Below are 15,718 nucleotides of genomic sequence, written 5' to 3' on the forward strand. Positions count from 1 at the left end.
TGAGTATGTGAAAGACGCGCATTTGTTATCATCATCCCTGTCATCAGAGATGCATATTTGGCCACATTGATGTGGCCTTTTTCTTTTTCAGCTTCCGCCGTTTTGCTTCAGGAACGCTTCAAAGCTTAGCGTATCATTGGCTTCTATGTCGCGTTGACGCTGCCAAGAGGCTTCCCGCTCTTTATCCAGCTCGTCTTCGTTCAGGATTTCCAACGGCTCTTCCAGCAATGTCTGGCGATACTGCTCCGCCAGCTGCAGACCGACGCGCCCGGTGCCTTCCGCCTTCATCGCCTTCAGAATGCGCGCGGAGAAGGTCAGCTCAGGGTCGTCAAATGCGGCGACCAGCTCATCGCACACCTGCTGGTATTGACGGTTGCCGGCTTCGCCGTCCAACACTTCCGCCACCCGACGCAGATCGGCGAACAGCGCCTTGCCCACGTTTTCCAGCGGTTCATGGCTGGCGCCACAGCCGATGCCGATGGTCTGGCCCGGCTTGCGCCCTTCCAGAATCACCCGGTTCCAGTTCTTGCGCGTGCACAGCAGTTCATCGCTGCTCATCTCCGGCGCATCGGCCAGCGCGCACCACACCAGGAACAGATCCAGGAAACGCGCCTGCACCGCATCCACGCCGATCGGCGAGAACGGGTTGATATCCAGCGAACGCACTTCGATGTATTCGATACCGCCGCGCAGCAGCGCGTCTGACGGCGTCTCGCCGCTTTTGGTCACGCGCTTCGGCCGGATCGGCGCATACAGCTCGTTTTCGATTTGCAGCACGTTACTGTTCAACTGCAGGTAGCGGTCACCCTCTTTCACGCCCAGCTTGGCGAACTCTTCGGAAGGCGTAACGATCGCCCGCTTCAAACCGGCCACATAGCTGTGCAGATCGTTGAAGGTGATGCCCAGATTACTCTGCGACTTGTTGGTGTAACCCAGATCGCTCAGACGCAGCGAGGTGGCGTACGGCAGGTAACACATCCCCTGCTCGGTGCGTTCGAACGGCAGAGTGGTCTCGCGACCTTTGAGGAACGAAGAACAAATGGCCGGCGATGCGCCGAACAAATACGGGATCACCCAACCGAAACGGTAATAGTTGCGGATCAGGCGGAAATACCCCGCCGAGATCTGCTCTTTACCGCTTTCTGCGTCCTGCACGCCAGCCCAGGCCTGCCAAAACTCCAGCGGCAGCGAGAAGTTGTAGTGCACGCCGGAAATGGTCTGCATCAACGCGCCATAGCGATTCTTCAACCCTTCGCGGTACAGCGTCTTCATGCGGCCGATGTTTGACGAACCGAACTGCGCCAGCTCAATATCCTGCTCGGCTTCGATAAAGCACGGCATGCTGAGCGGCCACATGCGCTCATCGCCAATATTGCGCGCTACGTAGCGATGAATATCGCGCAGGAACGTCAGCAGGTGATCGATATTGTCATCAACCGGCGTAATGAACTCTAACAGCGCCTCGGCGAAATCCGTGGTGATCCAGTGGTGCGTCAATGCCGCCCCCAGCTTTTCCGGATGCCCGGTAGTCGCCAAGGTGCCGTCCGGCGTGACTCGCAGCGTTTCACGCTCGATGCCGCGACGAATGCCTTTTAATGCCTGAGGATGGGCTTCCAACCAAGAAAGCGCCTGTGATACGTCCGGGATCAAATTGACCTCCCGCTTCTAAAAACAATAACTCGTAAGCATACTGAATCCGCACCCGAGAGAATATTGAGTTATATTCACTTGGTTACTGCCACCAGGCGATGCCCTGTACCGTTATCATAGTCAAAACGATGTAACGCAGCGCCTTTCCGATACACAGAAACAGCGCGACAGAGCCCCAGGGCATGCGCAGCCAACCTGCCAACACGCACAACAAATCGCCCACCACCGGCACCCAGCTGAGCAACAGCGCAGCCGGGCCGAAGCGTTGCAGCCACCCGAGCGCCGTTGCCAGCCCCCGCTGTGGTTTCAACGCCGGTAACAGGCGCCCGATAATGACATTGGTCAAGCCGCCCAGCGTGTTGCCCAGGGTCGCGGCCAGCACCAGCAATTCCGGCGAGACGCGACTCTGGGTCAGCAAAGCGACCAGAACGATTTCTGAATTTCCCGGCAGCAGCGTCGCACTGAGGAAGCTGCTGCCAAATAACGATATTACGGCTAGCGTACTACTCACAGCGTGCGAACGTCTACCACGTCCATACCGGCGCTTTTTGCCGCCTGGATGCCGAACTCGGCGTCTTCAAACACCACGCACTTTTCCGGCGGCACGCCGATAAGTTCGGCGCAGCGCAGGAAGGTGTCCGGCTCCGGTTTATGGCGCTGTACGTCGTCCGCACCGACGATCGCGTCGAAGCAGTTGAACAGGCCGAGATGACGCAGCAGCATTTCCGCCATGCGGTGCTCGCTGCCGGTACCGACCGCCATCGGACGGCGACCGTGATAGGATTTTACCACCTCGATCAGCGGCAACGGGCGCACGCTGTCCAACAGCATCGCCTCCACCGCGCGGGTTTTCTCCGCGGCCAGATGATGGGGATCGAGATCGGCCTGGTGGCTGGCGATAATCGCCTGAGCGATGCGCCAGGTCGGTGAACCGCTCAGCGCCACCATAGCCGCTTCATCAAACGTCATGCCATAACGCGACAGCACTTCACTCCACGCTTTGCGGTGCGTTGGCTCGGTGTCCAGAATCGTGCCGTCCATGTCGAAAATAAGACCCTGATAGCGGTCGTACATCGTTACTCCATGATCGTTGAGGAAAGAAAACTACTTTAGCGTAAAGCCGTTGGGTTGTCGCTGACTGCGTCATAGCGGAATGTGCTGTGATCGATCGGGTGCAAAGAAGGAAAGGGGGAAGAGAGAATGGCTAAATGCTGAAAAGCGAAAAACCCGCCAAGGCGGGTTTTTCTTAGATGGTGCATCCGGGAGGATGATTCGGCGCCAACGCCTCACCCTGCGGGCCGTTGCTAAAGCAACGTTATCCTCCCCAAGGACACTTTCCTTTCTCCCACCCGCTTGAAGATTTCTCTTCGCGATACGGGGAGTTAAACATGGTGCATCCGGGAGGATTCGAACCTCCGACCGCTCGGTTCGTAGCCGAGTACTCTATCCAGCTGAGCTACGGATGCATGACTGTTTTTGCCGCTTGCCTGTTTCACGAATAACAGAAAAGCAAAAACCCGCTAAGGCGGGCTTCTCTTAGATGGTGCATCCGGGAGGATTCGAACCTCCGACCGCTCGGTTCGTAGCCGAGTACTCTATCCAGCTGAGCTACGGATGCATTACTATTTTTACCGCGTGCCGGCTTTGCTAATAAAGCCAGACTTGAAGAATGGTGCATCCGGGAGGATGATTCGGCGCTAGCGCCTCACCCTGCGGGTCGTTGCTTAAGCAACGTTATCCTCCCTGGTAACACTTTCTTTTCTTCCACCCGCTTGAAGATTTCTCTTCGCGACGAGTGAGATTAAGAATGGTGCATCCGGGAGGATTCGAACCTCCGACCGCTCGGTTCGTAGCCGAGTACTCTATCCAGCTGAGCTACGGATGCACAGGAATTCTTTTTTGATACCGTATGGTACGTTGTTACTACCCCACCATACTGCAAAATATGGTGCATCCGGGAGGATTCGAACCTCCGACCGCTCGGTTCGTAGCCGAGTACTCTATCCAGCTGAGCTACGGATGCAAATGGCGGTGAGGCGGGGATTCGAACCCCGGATGCAGCTTTTGACCGCATACTCCCTTAGCAGGGGAGCGCCTTCAGCCTCTCGGCCACCTCACCATACGCTTCTTTCGAATTGTGCCTGACTTGCTTTGGAGAAGCTCATCGGCACTGCGTGGCGCACATATTACTTTCTCCGACTTTTAAGTCAAACAATTTTTCCCAACTCATGCGCGTTTGCACAATTCGCACCCAACATGGGCGATTTCACGGCAAAAAGGGCGTTTTATCAACAGGCAACCGCAACGTCTGCAGCAATAAAGCAGGAAACTCACCGGGAAAATAATCACGAAAAAGAAGAGGGAGAACGAAAGAAGTGGGTAAAACGATGCAGTAGCGTCTCGTCTGGCAACGAGACGCTGCTTCGGAATCAGTAAGTCGTCTGCTGAGACTTCTCTGCCTGAATGCGCTGATAGATTTCTTCACGGTGAACTGAAACCTCTTTGGGGGCGTTCACACCAATACGCACCTGGTTGCCTTTTACCCCTAGCACAGTGACCGTAACCTCATCGCCAATCATGAGGGTTTCACCAACTCGACGAGTCAGAATTAACATTCTTTGCTCCTTGAAAGATTAAAAGAGTCGGGTCTCTCAGTTTCCCCGTCATTATCCATCATATGTGGTGAAAACGTAAGCCGCGCAATCCACAATAAGTGTAAGCAGACTTGGTCCCACCTCAGATAATGGTAAGTTTAGCCGACCAGAAAAACTTTGTTCCCGCAATTGTAACTAAATTGTGTTAGCACAGTATGAAAACGCCATAATCAACAAAGTATTATGGCGTTTGTCCGTGCTATTTATTTATGTTCACAGCTTTGAGGCCACCCAGGCTTCTACGCTGTTTAACGCCGCTGGCAGGGCGTTAATATCCGTCCCCCCCGCCATCGCCATATCAGGGCGACCACCGCCCTTGCCGCCGACCTGCTGCGCCACGTTGCCGATCAACTCGCCAGCTTTCACGCGGTCAGTCAGATCCTTGGTCACGCCCGCGACCAGGCTGACTTTGTCATCAGCCGTCGTCGCCAACACGATAATGGCCGAACCCAATTGATTTTTCAGGTCATCCACCATGGTGCGCAGCATTTTGGCTTCGACATTGTCCAACTGGCTGACCAACAGCTTCACGCCGTTAACCACTTTCGCCTGGCTGGACAGCGACGCGCTTTCCTGCGCCGCCTGCTGGTCTTTCAGCTGCTGCAGTTCTTTTTCCAGCACGCGCGTGCGATCGAGCACCGAGCGCACTTTATCGGTCAGGTTGTTGCTGTCGCCCTTCACCAACTGAGCAACGTCTTGCAACAAATCGCTTTGCTGATGCAGCGTAGCGATAGCGCCAGCGCCGGTCACCGCTTCAATACGGCGGATGCCCGCCGCGGTGCCCGATTCGCTCAGAATGCGGAACAGGCCGATATCACCGGTGCGGCTGGCGTGGGTGCCGCCGCACAGCTCGGTGGAGAAGTCGCCCATGGTCAGCACGCGCACGTTGTCGTCGTACTTCTCGCCGAACAGCGCCATCGCCCCCTTCTCTTTCGCGTCTTCCAACGCCATCAGCTCGGTCTGCACCGGCAGGTTACGACGCACCTGCTGGTTAACTAGATCTTCCACCGCGCGAATTTGTTCCGGCTTCATCGCTTCAAAATGCGAGAAGTCGAAGCGCAGGTATTTGTCGTTAACCAGAGAGCCTTTCTGCGCAACGTGCTCGCCCAACGTTTGGCGCAGCGCGGCGTGCAGCAGGTGGGTCGCGGAGTGGTTCAGACGGATGCTGTTGCGGCGCTCAGTGTCGATCTGCGCGTCCACGCGATCGTTCAGCTTCAGCGAACCTTGCGCCAGCTTGCCTTGATGGCCGATAGCCTGACCGTATTTCTGGGTGTCGTTGACCACAAACTCGGCGCCGGCGGCTTTCAGCACGCCTTTATCGCCGACCTGGCCGCCGGATTCACCGTAGAACGGCGTCTCGTCCAGCACCACCACCGCCTCTTCGCCGGCGTTGATCTGATCGACAGGCTGGCCGTCGCGGAACAGCGCGATGACCGTCGCCTGCTGCTCGTCGTGATCGTAGCCGCTGAACTGGCTGCTGCCGTCCACGCGGATCAGGCTGTTGTAGTCGGCGCCGAAGCCGCTGGATTCGCGCGCGCGGCGACGCTGCGCTTCCATCGCTTCTTCAAAGCCCGCTTCGTCGACTTTCAGACCGCGTTCGCGGCAGACGTCAGCGGTCAGATCGACCGGGAAACCGTAGGTATCGTACAGACGAAAGGCGGTTTCGCCGTCCAGAGTATCACCCTGCAGCTTGGCCAGCTCTTCGTCCAACAGCGCCAGGCCACGCTCCAGCGTGCGGGCAAACTGCTCCTCTTCGGTTTTCAGCACCTGTTCCACCAGCGATTGCTGGCGTTTCAGCTCGTCGGCCGCCGGGCCCATCACTTCGATCAGCGGCGCTACCAGCTTGTAGAAGAAGGTATCTTTCGCGCCCAGCATGTTGCCATGGCGGATCGCGCGACGAATGATGCGACGCAGCACGTAGCCGCGGTTTTCGTTAGAGGGGATCACGCCGTCAGACACCAGGAAAGCGCAGGAACGGATGTGGTCGGCAATAACGCGCAGAGATTTGTTGTCCAGATCGGTCGCGCCGGTCACTTTCGCCACGGCGGCGATCAGGGTGCGGAACAGGTCGATCTCATAGTTGGAGTTCACATGCTGCAACACCGCCGCGATGCGTTCCAGACCCATGCCGGTATCCACCGAAGGTTTCGGCAGCGGCAGCATGGTGCCGTCGGACTGACGGTTGAACTGCATGAAAACGATGTTCCAGATCTCGATGTAACGGTCGCCGTCTTCTTCCGGGCTGCCTGGAGGGCCGCCCCAGATGTGATCGCCGTGATCGTAGAAAATCTCGGTGCACGGGCCGCATGGACCGGTGTCGCCCATCTGCCAGAAGTTATCGGAAGCGAAAGGCGCGCCCTTGTTGTCGCCGATGCGGATAATGCGCTCCGCCGGTACGCCGATTTGCTTCTGCCAGATGTCGAACGCTTCGTCATCGGTTTCATACACGGTGACCCACAGTCTCTCTTTCGGCAGGTTGAACCAGTTTTCACCGGTCAGCAGTTCCCACGCGTAGCTGATCGCGTCGTGCTTGAAGTAATCGCCGAAGCTGAAGTTGCCCAGCATTTCAAAGAAGGTGTGGTGACGAGCGGTATAACCGACGTTTTCCAGGTCGTTATGCTTGCCGCCTGCGCGCACGCAGCGCTGCGAGGTGGTGGCGCGGGAATAGGCGCGTTTGTCGAGCCCCAGGAAAACATCCTTAAATTGGTTCATGCCGGCATTGGTAAACAGCAATGTCGGATCATTGTTAGGCACCAGGGAGCTGCTTGCTACAACCTGATGACCCTTACTATGAAAGAAATCGAGAAACGCTTGACGGATCTCAGCGGTGCTCTTGCTCATAATTTTCCTGGAAAGGCTAGAATAACGACACGTGAGCCGGTGGCGCGTCATCCCGACGATGACAACCAGCTCACGAACAAAAAGTGGGGATAAGATAAATTTTCTTCAGAGGGAAGTAAAACCCCGTGTGCGCTCATTGCGCAAAATCACGGTAAATTGACTGAATTTCTTCCTGGAAGAAGCCGCGATAGAGCAGATAACGCTGCACTTTGGCTTTCTCTTTCCAGTCAGTTGGCAACGCATCGCCAAATTTTCGCTGCGCCACCTGTTTCGCCTGCTCGCACCAGTCGATATCGCATTCCGCCAGCGCGTCCTGCACCAGCGCTTTATCCACGCCCTTTTGCATCAGTTCGCTGCGGATGCGCTGCGCGCCATAACCTTTGCGGCTGCGGCTGCCGATGTAGCTGTGGGCGAAACGCTTATCGTCCAGCCAGTTGTGCTGGTAACAGTAGACGACAACCTGATCGATCAGCGCAGGATCCACCGGCTCTTCGGCCACCGTCGGCGATGTCGGCGCATGCGGCCCCTTGCCGCCAAACCGGGCTTTCGCCACAAACGGCTGCGCCGCAAGTTTGCGGCGCAGTTCAGCTTCACTATGATCGCGTTGCGACAGCAGGCGCATGGCGCGGCTTAGCAAGTCATTCATCATTCAAGCCTGAATTCAGAGGATATGCGCCACATAAACGGCGGCGCACATCTTCAGCGATTAGAACTGCTCGCTGGTTTCCGCTTCGTCATCTTCGAAGTCGTCACCGGAGGCAGCCACCAGCTCACCGCCGCTGTGCAGCAGCAGGTCGCGCAGCTTCTTATCCAGCTCGGCGGCGATAGCCGGGTTTTCTTTCAGGAAGTTACAGGCATTCGCCTTGCCCTGACCGATCTTCTCGCCGTTATAGCTGTACCAGGCGCCGGCTTTTTCGATCATCTTGTGCTTCACGCCCAGATCGACCAGTTCGCCACGGCTGTTGATGCCTTCGCCGTACATGATTTGGAACTCAGCCTGTTTGAACGGCGCAGCGATTTTGTTCTTCACCACTTTCACGCGGGTTTCGCTGCCCACCACTTCGTCGCCTTCTTTGATGGCGCCGATACGACGGATATCCAGACGCACCGAAGCGTAGAACTTCAGGGCGTTACCGCCGGTCGTGGTTTCCGGGTTGCCGAACATCACACCAATTTTCATACGGATCTGGTTGATGAAGATCAGCAGGGTATTGGCGTTTTTCAGGTTGCCGGCCAGCTTACGCATGGCCTGGCTCATCATGCGCGCCGCCAACCCCATGTGCGAATCGCCGATTTCACCTTCGATTTCCGCCTTCGGCGTCAGCGCCGCCACGGAGTCGACGATGATGACGTCAACCGCGCCGGAGCGGGTCAGCGCATCACAGATTTCCAGCGCCTGCTCGCCGGTGTCCGGCTGGGAGCACAGCAGGTTGTCGATATCGACGCCCAGCTTTTTCGCATAGATAGGATCCAGCGCGTGCTCGGCATCGATGAACGCACAGGTTTTGCCTTCGCGCTGCGCGGCGGCGATCACCTGCAGCGTCAGAGTGGTTTTACCGGAGGATTCCGGGCCGTAAATTTCGACGATGCGGCCCATTGGCAGGCCGCCGGCGCCCAGAGCGATATCGAGTGACAGTGAGCCGGTGGAGATCGTTTCCACGTCCATGGAGCGGTCTTCACCCAGGCGCATGATGGAGCCTTTGCCGAACTGTTTCTCAATCTGGCCCAGTGCCGCAGCTAACGCCTTTTGCTTGTTCTCATCAATAGCCATTTTTGCTCCTTCGTTTCGCAATGCCGGTGTTACCCCACACTGCCACTGAATGTATGTTGTGCAGGAAATGTCACTAATTATACTGTATGGTCATACAGTATCAAGCCTAATTTACAAAAATTCGTCGATGGCGGTTTGCAGCGCGAAAATCGTCGCCTGCAGCCGCACCGCGTCGCGGTCGCCCTCGAATTGCATCTTGCGCGACAGCCCCCGGCCATCGCTGCCGGCGAAGCCGAACCACACGGTGCCGACCGGCTTTTCCGCGCTGCCGCCGTCCGGGCCGGCGATGCCGCTCACCGACAGCGCCAGATCGGCCTGCGCCGCCCGCAGCGCCCCTATCGCCATCTCGCGCACCACCTCTTCGCTGACCGCGCCGTGCGCCATCAACGTCGCTTCGCTCACCCCCAGCAGATCATGTTTCGCCGCATTGCTGTAGGTGACGAAACCGCGATCGAAATAGGCGGAGCTGCCGGCGATATCGGTAATGGCCTTGGCGATGCCGCCGCCGGTGCAGGATTCCGCGCAGGTGATCCAGCGGCCCTGAGCCTTCAGTTTTTCCCCCGCCAGCACGCTGAGCCGGCGCAGTTGGTTTTCACTCATAACCCCTCCCTCGCGAATTCAGGTATATGCGCCCGATAGTAGCATTTATCAAGGCGACACGGCGGCCGGCGCGCAGAAATGCGCAGCGCCTCGCAGGAGGTGCGGTTTTAAGCGCCCGGCCAAGCTGCTAGTATCAAAAGAAGCGCCCCATCGAGCGGCGGCGCACCAGCACAAGGAACATCACGGAGGCGGCGCGCTGCGGCGGCGGCCTCAGGGCGCACCAGAAGAGATTAGGATGATAGCGTGAAAAAAACGTTGGGCGTATTCTTGCCGTTGTACACCACCACCCTGCTGCTGCTGTTGGGCTCGGGCCTGCTCACCACCTACGTCTCGCTGCGGCTGACCTCCATCCACGTCAGCAGCGCGCTGATCGGCGCCATCATCGCCGCCAACTACATCGGGTTGGTGATCGGCGGCAAGGTCGGCCACTTTCTCATCGCCCGCGTCGGGCATATCCGCGCCTACGTGGCCTGCGCCGGCATCATCACCGCTGCGGTGCTGGGGCACGGCCTGACGGCGTTCATTCCCGCCTGGGTTGCGCTGCGTCTGGTGATCGGGTTGTGCATGATGTGCCAGTATATGGTGCTGGAAAGCTGGCTGAACGACCAGGCGGAATCCAACCAGCGCGGCATGGTGTTCGGCTTCTATATGGCGGCGACCTATCTTGGCATGTCGCTGGGCCAGATCGTGCTGATGCTGCAGAGCAACCTGGGCATCACCACGCTGCTGGTGATCGCGCTGTGCTTCGCACTTTGTCTGGTGCCGATCGCGCTTACCACCCGCACCAATGCGCGCCACATGTCGCCGGCCCCGATGGAGCTGCGTTACTTTGTCGGCGCCATTCCCAAGGTGCTGGCCACCACGCTGGTGATCGGCATGGTGGTGGGCTCGTTTTACGGCCTGGCGCCGGTCTACGCCAGCCTGCAATCCTTAACCACTCAGCAAACCGGCCTGTTCATGGCGCTGGCCATCTTCGCCGGGCTGATCGCGCAGTTCCCGCTCAGTTGGCTGTCGGATCGCTATAATCGCCCGTTGCTGATGCGCCTCAACGCCATTTTGCTGATCGTGGCGGCGCTGCCGCTGGCGCTGCTGCCGCACATCGATTTCCCGCTGCTGCTGGCGGTCGGGTTCGTCGTCAGCATGTTGCAATTTACGCTCTACCCGCTGGCGGTGGCGCTGGCCAACGATCTGATCGAGCCGGAACGCCGCGTCTCGCTGGCCGCCTGTCTGCTGATGGCGTTCGGCGTCGGCGCCAGCATCGGGCCATTGGCGGTCGGCGCGTTGATCGAACCGCTGGGCGGCAATATCCTGTACGCCTTTTTCGCCCTGTGCGGCGTGCTGCTGGCGGCCCTCAGCCGCACGGCGAAAGCGGAAGAACCGCAGCTGGCGCAGGACGCGCCGGTGCCCCACATCCCGCTGCCAGACAGCCTCGCCAGCTCGCCGCTGTCGCCGGCGCTCAATCCGACCTTCGATGAGCAGATCATTCACGACACCATGCCGCCGCCGGAAGCGGCGCCCGAGGTCGACGAGCCACAGCCTGAAGCACAAGAGGCGGAGCCCTTGCCTCAGGGTGCCGATCCTGAAGAAGACACCGGCCTGAAAAAAGCGCACGCCATGCTGTAAACGGCGGTGTTACAGATCCTGGAAGGAGCCCAACAGAAAACCGCGTTCGGCGATCGCCGCTTTCAGCGTCGGCGCGGTCAACACATCCAGCTCGACGAGGCGCGGGTGGCAGTATTTGCTCTGCAGGATCGTCGCGTCGAGGAACGCCGGGTGGCACATCATTTCCAATGACTCGGCGCCCTGCTCGTCGGCGCGCGCCAACCGCTGCAGGAACAAGGCTTCGGAAATCATTTCACCGTAGAATCCCGCGTCAAACGCGTCGGTGCTGCAGGGAGTCTGCAACGCCAGTTCGCGCCGTTTCGCCTCTTCGCGATCGAGACGCAGCGGCAGACCCTGCGCTTGCGCGAACGCCTCCACCAGCGGATAAATTTGCGGCTGCATATGCACATGGTGATGGCTGTCGATATGCGTCGGCGGGCGGCCGAACAGCGTCACAAACCGCGCGAACTGGCGCTGCAGCTCCTCGTGAATTTCGTCCAGCGACAGCTCGCCGGCCTCGGCGCGGCGCCACAGCCATTTGCCCAGTTCGCCATGTTCGTTGACCAACGAAGGCATGGCGCCCAGCGGCTTGCCATGGGTCAAAACGAAATGCAGCCCGATCGGCAACCCTGGATATTGCCGGCTGAGCGCCGCCGCGTGCTGCGCGCCGCCGCCGTTCACCATCGCCGTGGTGGAGGAAACGACGCCATGCTGATACGCCTCGATGACGCCATAGTTCTGCCCTTTGCTCAGGCCGAAATCGTCGGCATTTACGATCAGTAGTTTTTCCATAGAGGCTCCCGCGGGATAGATTTTTGGCAAGGGAAGGCCGACCGCTCGGCGCGGCATTCCCCCTCGTTAAGGTAAAAATCAAATGATTAACCGACCGGCGCCCTGAAGCTCATCGGCATATCGGCGTTGATACTGATCGGGAGCGGCCCTAAAGAGGGCCGTAACACTTTTTTCGGTAATTGCCCGGGGTCACGTCGGTGAGCCGCTTGAAGTTTTTAATGAACAGGCTGACGTCGCCATAGCCGGAATCGAAGGCGATATCGGAAACCGAATAGTTGGTGACCTCCAGCTGCGTCTTGGCGAAGTTGATGCGGATCTCATTGATCACCTGCATCGGCGTTTTATGGTAGTAACGCCGCATCGCCCGGGTCAGGTACTCCTGGGTTTTCCCCGACAGCGCCACCATGTTCGCCAACGCCTTTTCGCCGAACATCGCCTTGTCATGCATGCCGGCCAGGGTGTTCTTCAGCCACTGCGGGATATCATCGCCGCCGTCGTTTTCTTCTTTATAATGTCGGATGCGGCTGATCACGTAGAAGGTCAATGTTTCGAGGAATTCGGCGAAGTCGTCCTCACGAAACTGCGGGGAACTCACCACCGATTCGATATAGGCCAAAAACTCGCTTCTCAGGCTGTAGGCCTGCGAGGCGACAAAACAGCGCGGCAGCTGTTGCAAGTAATGCTCTTCAAAGAACGCTTTGCTGACCGCCACGTTGAAAATTTTCGTCGCGCCGAACTCGTAAAAGCTCTGGTGGTAGGAACCGATAGGGATAAAGACGAAATCCCCGCGTTCCAGCAGCACCCGCTTGCCGTTGATCTCCTGATAGCATTTGCCGCTCAGCACGATGGTGAACTCGTAATAGTCGTGCTGATGCAGCCCGGTGGCGCTTTCCACCTTGTTGTAGATGAACAGGTGAAAGTCTTTGCAGTTAAAGAAATCTTGCTCGCGAATCAGCTTCACGTCGTTGGCACTCAGCGAAATTCGGTTATCGGACACAGCGCCGGCCTCCCGTTAGTCAAATCCGTTGCGTCTGGCCGCCTCGGCAAACCAGTAACCGCTTTTTTTAATGGTGCGCCGCTGATCCGCCCGATCCAGCCGCACCAGCCCATAACGATTCTTGTAGGCGTTCAGCCAGGACCAGCAGTCGATAAAGGTCCACAGATGATAGCCTTTGCACTGCGAGCCTTCCGCCAGCGCGCGGTGCAGCCACTTCAGGTGCTCGCGAATAAAGTCGATGCGGTAATCGTCCTCCACCCGCCCATCGGCGCCGATAAACGCCTCTTCGCCCTCGACGCCCATGCCATTTTCCGAAATATAACAGGGCAGATTGCCGTAGTTCTCTTTCAGATCCATCAGGATGTCGTACAGCCCCTTCTCGTAGATCTCCCAGCCGCGGTGCGGATTGATTTTGCGGCCCGGCATTGCATAGTAACTGAACAAATCCTCCGGCGATGCGATCGGCCCCTCGGCGCGCCGTCCCGCTTTCGCTTGCACCCTGCGCGGCTGGTAATAGTTGACGCCAAGGATATCCACCACGCCGCCTTCGATCAGCTGCGCGTCCTGCGGTTCGCAATAGGGCATCAGCCCATGTCGCTCCAACAGGTGCAGCAATGCGGCCGGGTAACGCCCTTTGGCAACCGGATCGAGGAAACTGCGGTTGAGCAGCAGATCGGCGTCGTGTGCGGCCTGCCGATCCTCCGGCGCGTCGGAGCGCGGATAGGTCGGGCTCAGATTCAGAATGATGCCGATGCTCCCCGGCAGCCTCCGCGCTCTGAAACGCTGCACCGCCATGGCGTGCGCCAGTACGCTGTGATACGCCACGGTGACCGCCCGTTTGAAGTCCACCACGCAAGGGTAGTGCAGGTCATTCAGGTAACCGGCTTCCACCGGCACGATCGGCTCGTTGAAGGTGAACCAGTGGGTGACCCGATCGCCAAACAGGCCGAAACAGGTATCGGCGTAACGCGCATAGGCTTCGACCACCGCCCGGCTTTCCCAACCGCCGCGCTGTTGCATGCACAGCGGCATATCGAAGTGATAGAGATTGATAAACGGGGTGATGCCCTGCGCCAGCAGCTCGTCGATCATCGCGTTATAGAACGCCACCGCCTGCGGGTTCACTTCACCGTCGCCGTCCGGGATCAGCCGCGACCACGAGATCGAGGTTCTGAAAGTATTATGGCCCAGCGTTTTGAGCAGCCCGATATCGGTGCGGAAATGGTCATAAAAGGTCGAGGCCTCAGTCGGCCCCACCCGTCCGTGAAAGCGCTCGGGCGCGATCTCGTACCAATAGTCGAAGATGTTGCGACTCTTGCCGTCCCGCGCGGCCGCCCCTTCAGACTGCGGCGCGGAGGTGGCGCTGCCCCACCAGAACCCGTCGGCAAATTGATATTCCATATTCGCGTCCCTCGCGGGGCGACCGCGCCGCCCCGTTCCACAGTTAGAATTTCAGCGCCTTGGCGATGTCTTCTTCGCTTTCCGTCGCCGCGTCGATCTGGCTCTGCGCCTTGTTGGAAATCGCCACGAACGGCAGATAGATCACGGTGGCGACCGCCAGGTTGAACAGGCTCAGCAACATGGCCATGATGCTGCCGTTGGTGTTGAAGAACGCCCCCAGGCCGACCGGCATGGTCCAGGGCGCAATGTTGGTGATCGGCGGGATCAGCCCGGAGTAGTAGGCCAGGGAGGTGATAATGGTCAGCACCGGCTGCACCAGGATGAACGGAATGAACATCACCGGGTTCATGATCACCGGCAGACCAAACAGTATCGGTTCGTTAATCTGGAAGATGCCGGATGGCGTCGCCAGTTTGGCGACCTGGCGGTAATCTTCGCGGCGCGAGGCGATGAAGATGGCGATGATCAAGCCCAGCGTCGAGCCGGTGCCGCCGAGGTAGATGTAGGAATCGACGAACGGTTTCGCCCACATGTGGAACTCTTTTCCGGCGGCCACCGCCGCTTCGACCGAACCGTATTTGTTGTACAGCTCCACGTTTTCCAGCGCGAACGGCGTCATGATGCCGCTGTCCAGCGCCGCCAGCGCCATGGAGCCGTGCACCCCAAAGAACCACAGCAGCGAGGAGAACAGCACGTACACCCAGCCCACCACGCTGCCCATCTTGGCCAGCGGCGCCGAAATGCCGTCCATGATGATCTGGTGAAAGTTGGTGCCCCAGTGCGCCAGCGCGAACGCCACCAGCCCCATGATGGAGAGGATGATGAAGCCGGGGATCAGCGCCGAGAAGGAGCGCGACACCGAAGCCGGCACGCTGTCCGGCAGGCTGATCACCCAGTTGCGCCGCACGATGAAGGCAAACATCTCAGCCACCGCCAGCCCGATCACCATACCGGAAATGATGTTGGCGCCGCCCAGCCAATTGGCGCCCACCGCATAGGCCTCGCCGACGTTGAACGGCGTGACGGTCATGAAGGCCGCCACCGCCAGCAGCGCCGAGGCCAGGGGATCGACCTTGCGCTCTTCGGCCAGCGCCATGCTGATAAAGAACGGCGTCATCAGGGACATGATCCCCAACGTACCGTTGTAAACGCTGCCGCCGATGCTCTTCAGACTATTCAGCGTCTCTATGGTAGAGGCATCTAACCTTACGCCCAGAGAATAGAAGAACGATCCTTCGCCGAAGCTCAGAAACACGTTGTTGATCAACACGAACATCGCCCCGGTCAAGGTCAGCGGCATCAGGCGGATAAAGCCATTCTTGATGGCGTTGACGTGGGGCTGCTTACCGATTTTTACGGCGAAAGGCAGGATAACCTTCTCGAGCGAGGCAATGAGGGTATTCACGGCGG

14 protein-coding genes and 5 tRNA genes are annotated in these 15,718 nt (G+C 58.6%); 2 read left to right on the top strand and 17 right to left on the bottom strand.

The genetic code is table 11. From position 1 onward, the window contains the following. Nucleotides 1-87: 87 nt before the first annotated feature. The 10 genes from gshA to alaS form a co-directional block, all read right to left on the bottom strand. Entirely contained in the window at nt 88-1,650 is a 1,563-nt protein-coding gene (gene gshA, locus CRO23_RS19885) for a glutamate--cysteine ligase (protein WP_097102730.1), read from the bottom strand. An 82-nt stretch (nt 1,651-1,732) separates the two neighbouring features. Further along, entirely contained in the window at nt 1,733-2,161 is a 429-nt protein-coding gene (locus CRO23_RS19890) for a YqaA family protein (protein WP_025159656.1), read from the bottom strand. Continuing rightward, complete coding sequence (gene yqaB / locus CRO23_RS19895; RefSeq protein WP_004932523.1) at nt 2,158-2,724, bottom strand: fructose-1-phosphate/6-phosphogluconate phosphatase; 567 nt, start codon at nt 2,722-2,724, stop codon at nt 2,158-2,160. Before yqaB ends, CRO23_RS19890 begins: the two co-directional genes overlap by 4 nt. Before the next feature lie 315 nt (nt 2,725-3,039). After that, nucleotides 3,040-3,116: transfer RNA gene (locus CRO23_RS19900), tRNA-Arg, on the bottom strand. A gap of 75 nt (nt 3,117-3,191) precedes the next feature. Next, nucleotides 3,192-3,268, bottom strand: a tRNA-Arg gene (locus tag CRO23_RS19905). Between the two features lie 190 nt (nt 3,269-3,458). Continuing rightward, nucleotides 3,459-3,535, bottom strand: a tRNA-Arg gene (locus CRO23_RS19910). 61 nt (nt 3,536-3,596) lie between these two features. Further along, a tRNA-Arg gene (locus CRO23_RS19915) sits at nt 3,597-3,673 on the bottom strand. A gap of 3 nt (nt 3,674-3,676) precedes the next feature. After that, a tRNA-Ser gene (locus CRO23_RS19920) sits at nt 3,677-3,769 on the bottom strand. Between the two features lie 310 nt (nt 3,770-4,079). Next, nucleotides 4,080-4,265 carry a carbon storage regulator CsrA gene (csrA, locus tag CRO23_RS19930; protein ID WP_004091602.1) on the bottom strand — a complete coding sequence of 62 codons (186 nt, stop codon included), beginning with the start codon at nt 4,263-4,265 and terminating at the stop codon, nt 4,080-4,082. A gap of 252 nt (nt 4,266-4,517) precedes the next feature. Further along, the gene (gene alaS / locus CRO23_RS19935) at nt 4,518-7,145 is read right to left on the bottom strand and encodes an alanine--tRNA ligase (RefSeq protein WP_028127835.1); all 2,628 of its coding nucleotides are present in this window, start codon (nt 7,143-7,145) and stop codon (nt 4,518-4,520) included. Here alaS and CRO23_RS25125 point away from each other — a divergent pair. Beyond that, nucleotides 7,095-7,238, top strand: a complete 144-nt coding sequence (locus tag CRO23_RS25125; RefSeq protein ID WP_162180460.1) for a hypothetical protein — start codon at nt 7,095-7,097, stop codon at nt 7,236-7,238. The genes alaS and CRO23_RS25125 overlap by 51 nt on opposite strands. 40 nt (nt 7,239-7,278) lie before the next feature. Here CRO23_RS25125 and recX read toward each other — a convergent pair whose 3' ends face one another. The 3 genes from recX to pncC form a co-directional block, all read right to left on the bottom strand. Next, nucleotides 7,279-7,791, bottom strand: coding sequence for a recombination regulator RecX (gene recX, locus CRO23_RS19940; RefSeq protein ID WP_079451053.1), 513 nt, complete (start codon nt 7,789-7,791; stop codon nt 7,279-7,281). Between the two features lie 60 nt (nt 7,792-7,851). After that, nucleotides 7,852-8,916 (bottom strand): recombinase RecA, encoded by a 1,065-nt coding sequence (gene recA, locus CRO23_RS19945; RefSeq protein ID WP_004932541.1) that lies wholly within the window; start codon nt 8,914-8,916, stop codon nt 7,852-7,854. A gap of 111 nt (nt 8,917-9,027) precedes the next feature. Beyond that, on the bottom strand, nt 9,028-9,516 hold the full coding sequence (gene pncC, locus CRO23_RS19950; protein WP_079451054.1) for a nicotinamide-nucleotide amidase: 489 nt from the start codon (nt 9,514-9,516) through the stop codon (nt 9,028-9,030). Between the two features lie 243 nt (nt 9,517-9,759). Between pncC and CRO23_RS19955 the strand changes: the two genes are divergently transcribed. After that, nucleotides 9,760-11,139: an MFS transporter gene (locus CRO23_RS19955; protein WP_033641286.1), complete on the top strand. Its 1,380-nt coding sequence runs from the start codon at nt 9,760-9,762 to the stop codon at nt 11,137-11,139. Nucleotides 11,140-11,148: 9 nt separating this feature from the next. Here CRO23_RS19955 and chbG read toward each other — a convergent pair whose 3' ends face one another. From chbG to chbC, 4 genes are all read right to left on the bottom strand, one after another. Continuing rightward, nucleotides 11,149-11,910: a chitin disaccharide deacetylase gene (gene chbG, locus CRO23_RS19960; RefSeq protein WP_079451055.1), complete on the bottom strand. Its 762-nt coding sequence runs from the start codon at nt 11,908-11,910 to the stop codon at nt 11,149-11,151. A 148-nt stretch (nt 11,911-12,058) separates the two neighbouring features. Beyond that, nucleotides 12,059-12,907, bottom strand: coding sequence for a transcriptional regulator ChbR (gene chbR / locus CRO23_RS19965; RefSeq protein ID WP_016929032.1), 849 nt, complete (start codon nt 12,905-12,907; stop codon nt 12,059-12,061). Between the two features lie 15 nt (nt 12,908-12,922). Next, nucleotides 12,923-14,308, bottom strand: coding sequence for a glycoside hydrolase family 1 protein (locus CRO23_RS19970; protein ID WP_079450103.1), 1,386 nt, complete (start codon nt 14,306-14,308; stop codon nt 12,923-12,925). 43 nt (nt 14,309-14,351) lie between these two features. Next, the gene (chbC, locus tag CRO23_RS19975) at nt 14,352-15,713 is read right to left on the bottom strand and encodes a PTS N,N'-diacetylchitobiose transporter subunit IIC (RefSeq protein WP_016929034.1); all 1,362 of its coding nucleotides are present in this window, start codon (nt 15,711-15,713) and stop codon (nt 14,352-14,354) included. Nucleotides 15,714-15,718: the final 5 nt, after the last annotated feature.

It is taken from the genome of Serratia sp. JKS296 (assembly GCF_900215445.1).
Taxonomy (GTDB): domain Bacteria; phylum Pseudomonadota; class Gammaproteobacteria; order Enterobacterales; family Enterobacteriaceae; genus Serratia; species Serratia marcescens.

Bases quoted from the DNA above. Each gene is read 5' to 3' on its own strand.
- yqaB (WP_004932523.1), bottom strand. From the start codon at position 2,724: ATGTACGACCGCTATCAGGGTCTTATTTTCGACATGGACGGCACGATT.
- csrA (WP_004091602.1), bottom strand. From the start codon at position 4,265: ATGTTAATTCTGACTCGTCGAGTTGGTGAAACCCTCATGATTGGCGAT.
- CRO23_RS25125 (WP_162180460.1), top strand. From the start codon at position 7,095: ATGAAAGAAATCGAGAAACGCTTGACGGATCTCAGCGGTGCTCTTGCT.
- alaS (WP_028127835.1), bottom strand. From the start codon at position 7,145: ATGAGCAAGAGCACCGCTGAGATCCGTCAAGCGTTTCTCGATTTCTTT.
- recX (WP_079451053.1), bottom strand. From the start codon at position 7,791: ATGAATGACTTGCTAAGCCGCGCCATGCGCCTGCTGTCGCAACGCGAT.
- recA (WP_004932541.1), bottom strand. From the start codon at position 8,916: ATGGCTATTGATGAGAACAAGCAAAAGGCGTTAGCTGCGGCACTGGGC.
- pncC (WP_079451054.1), bottom strand. From the start codon at position 9,516: ATGAGTGAAAACCAACTGCGCCGGCTCAGCGTGCTGGCGGGGGAAAAA.
- chbG (WP_079451055.1), bottom strand. From the start codon at position 11,910: ATGGAAAAACTACTGATCGTAAATGCCGACGATTTCGGCCTGAGCAAA.
- CRO23_RS19970 (WP_079450103.1), bottom strand. From the start codon at position 14,308: ATGGAATATCAATTTGCCGACGGGTTCTGGTGGGGCAGCGCCACCTCC.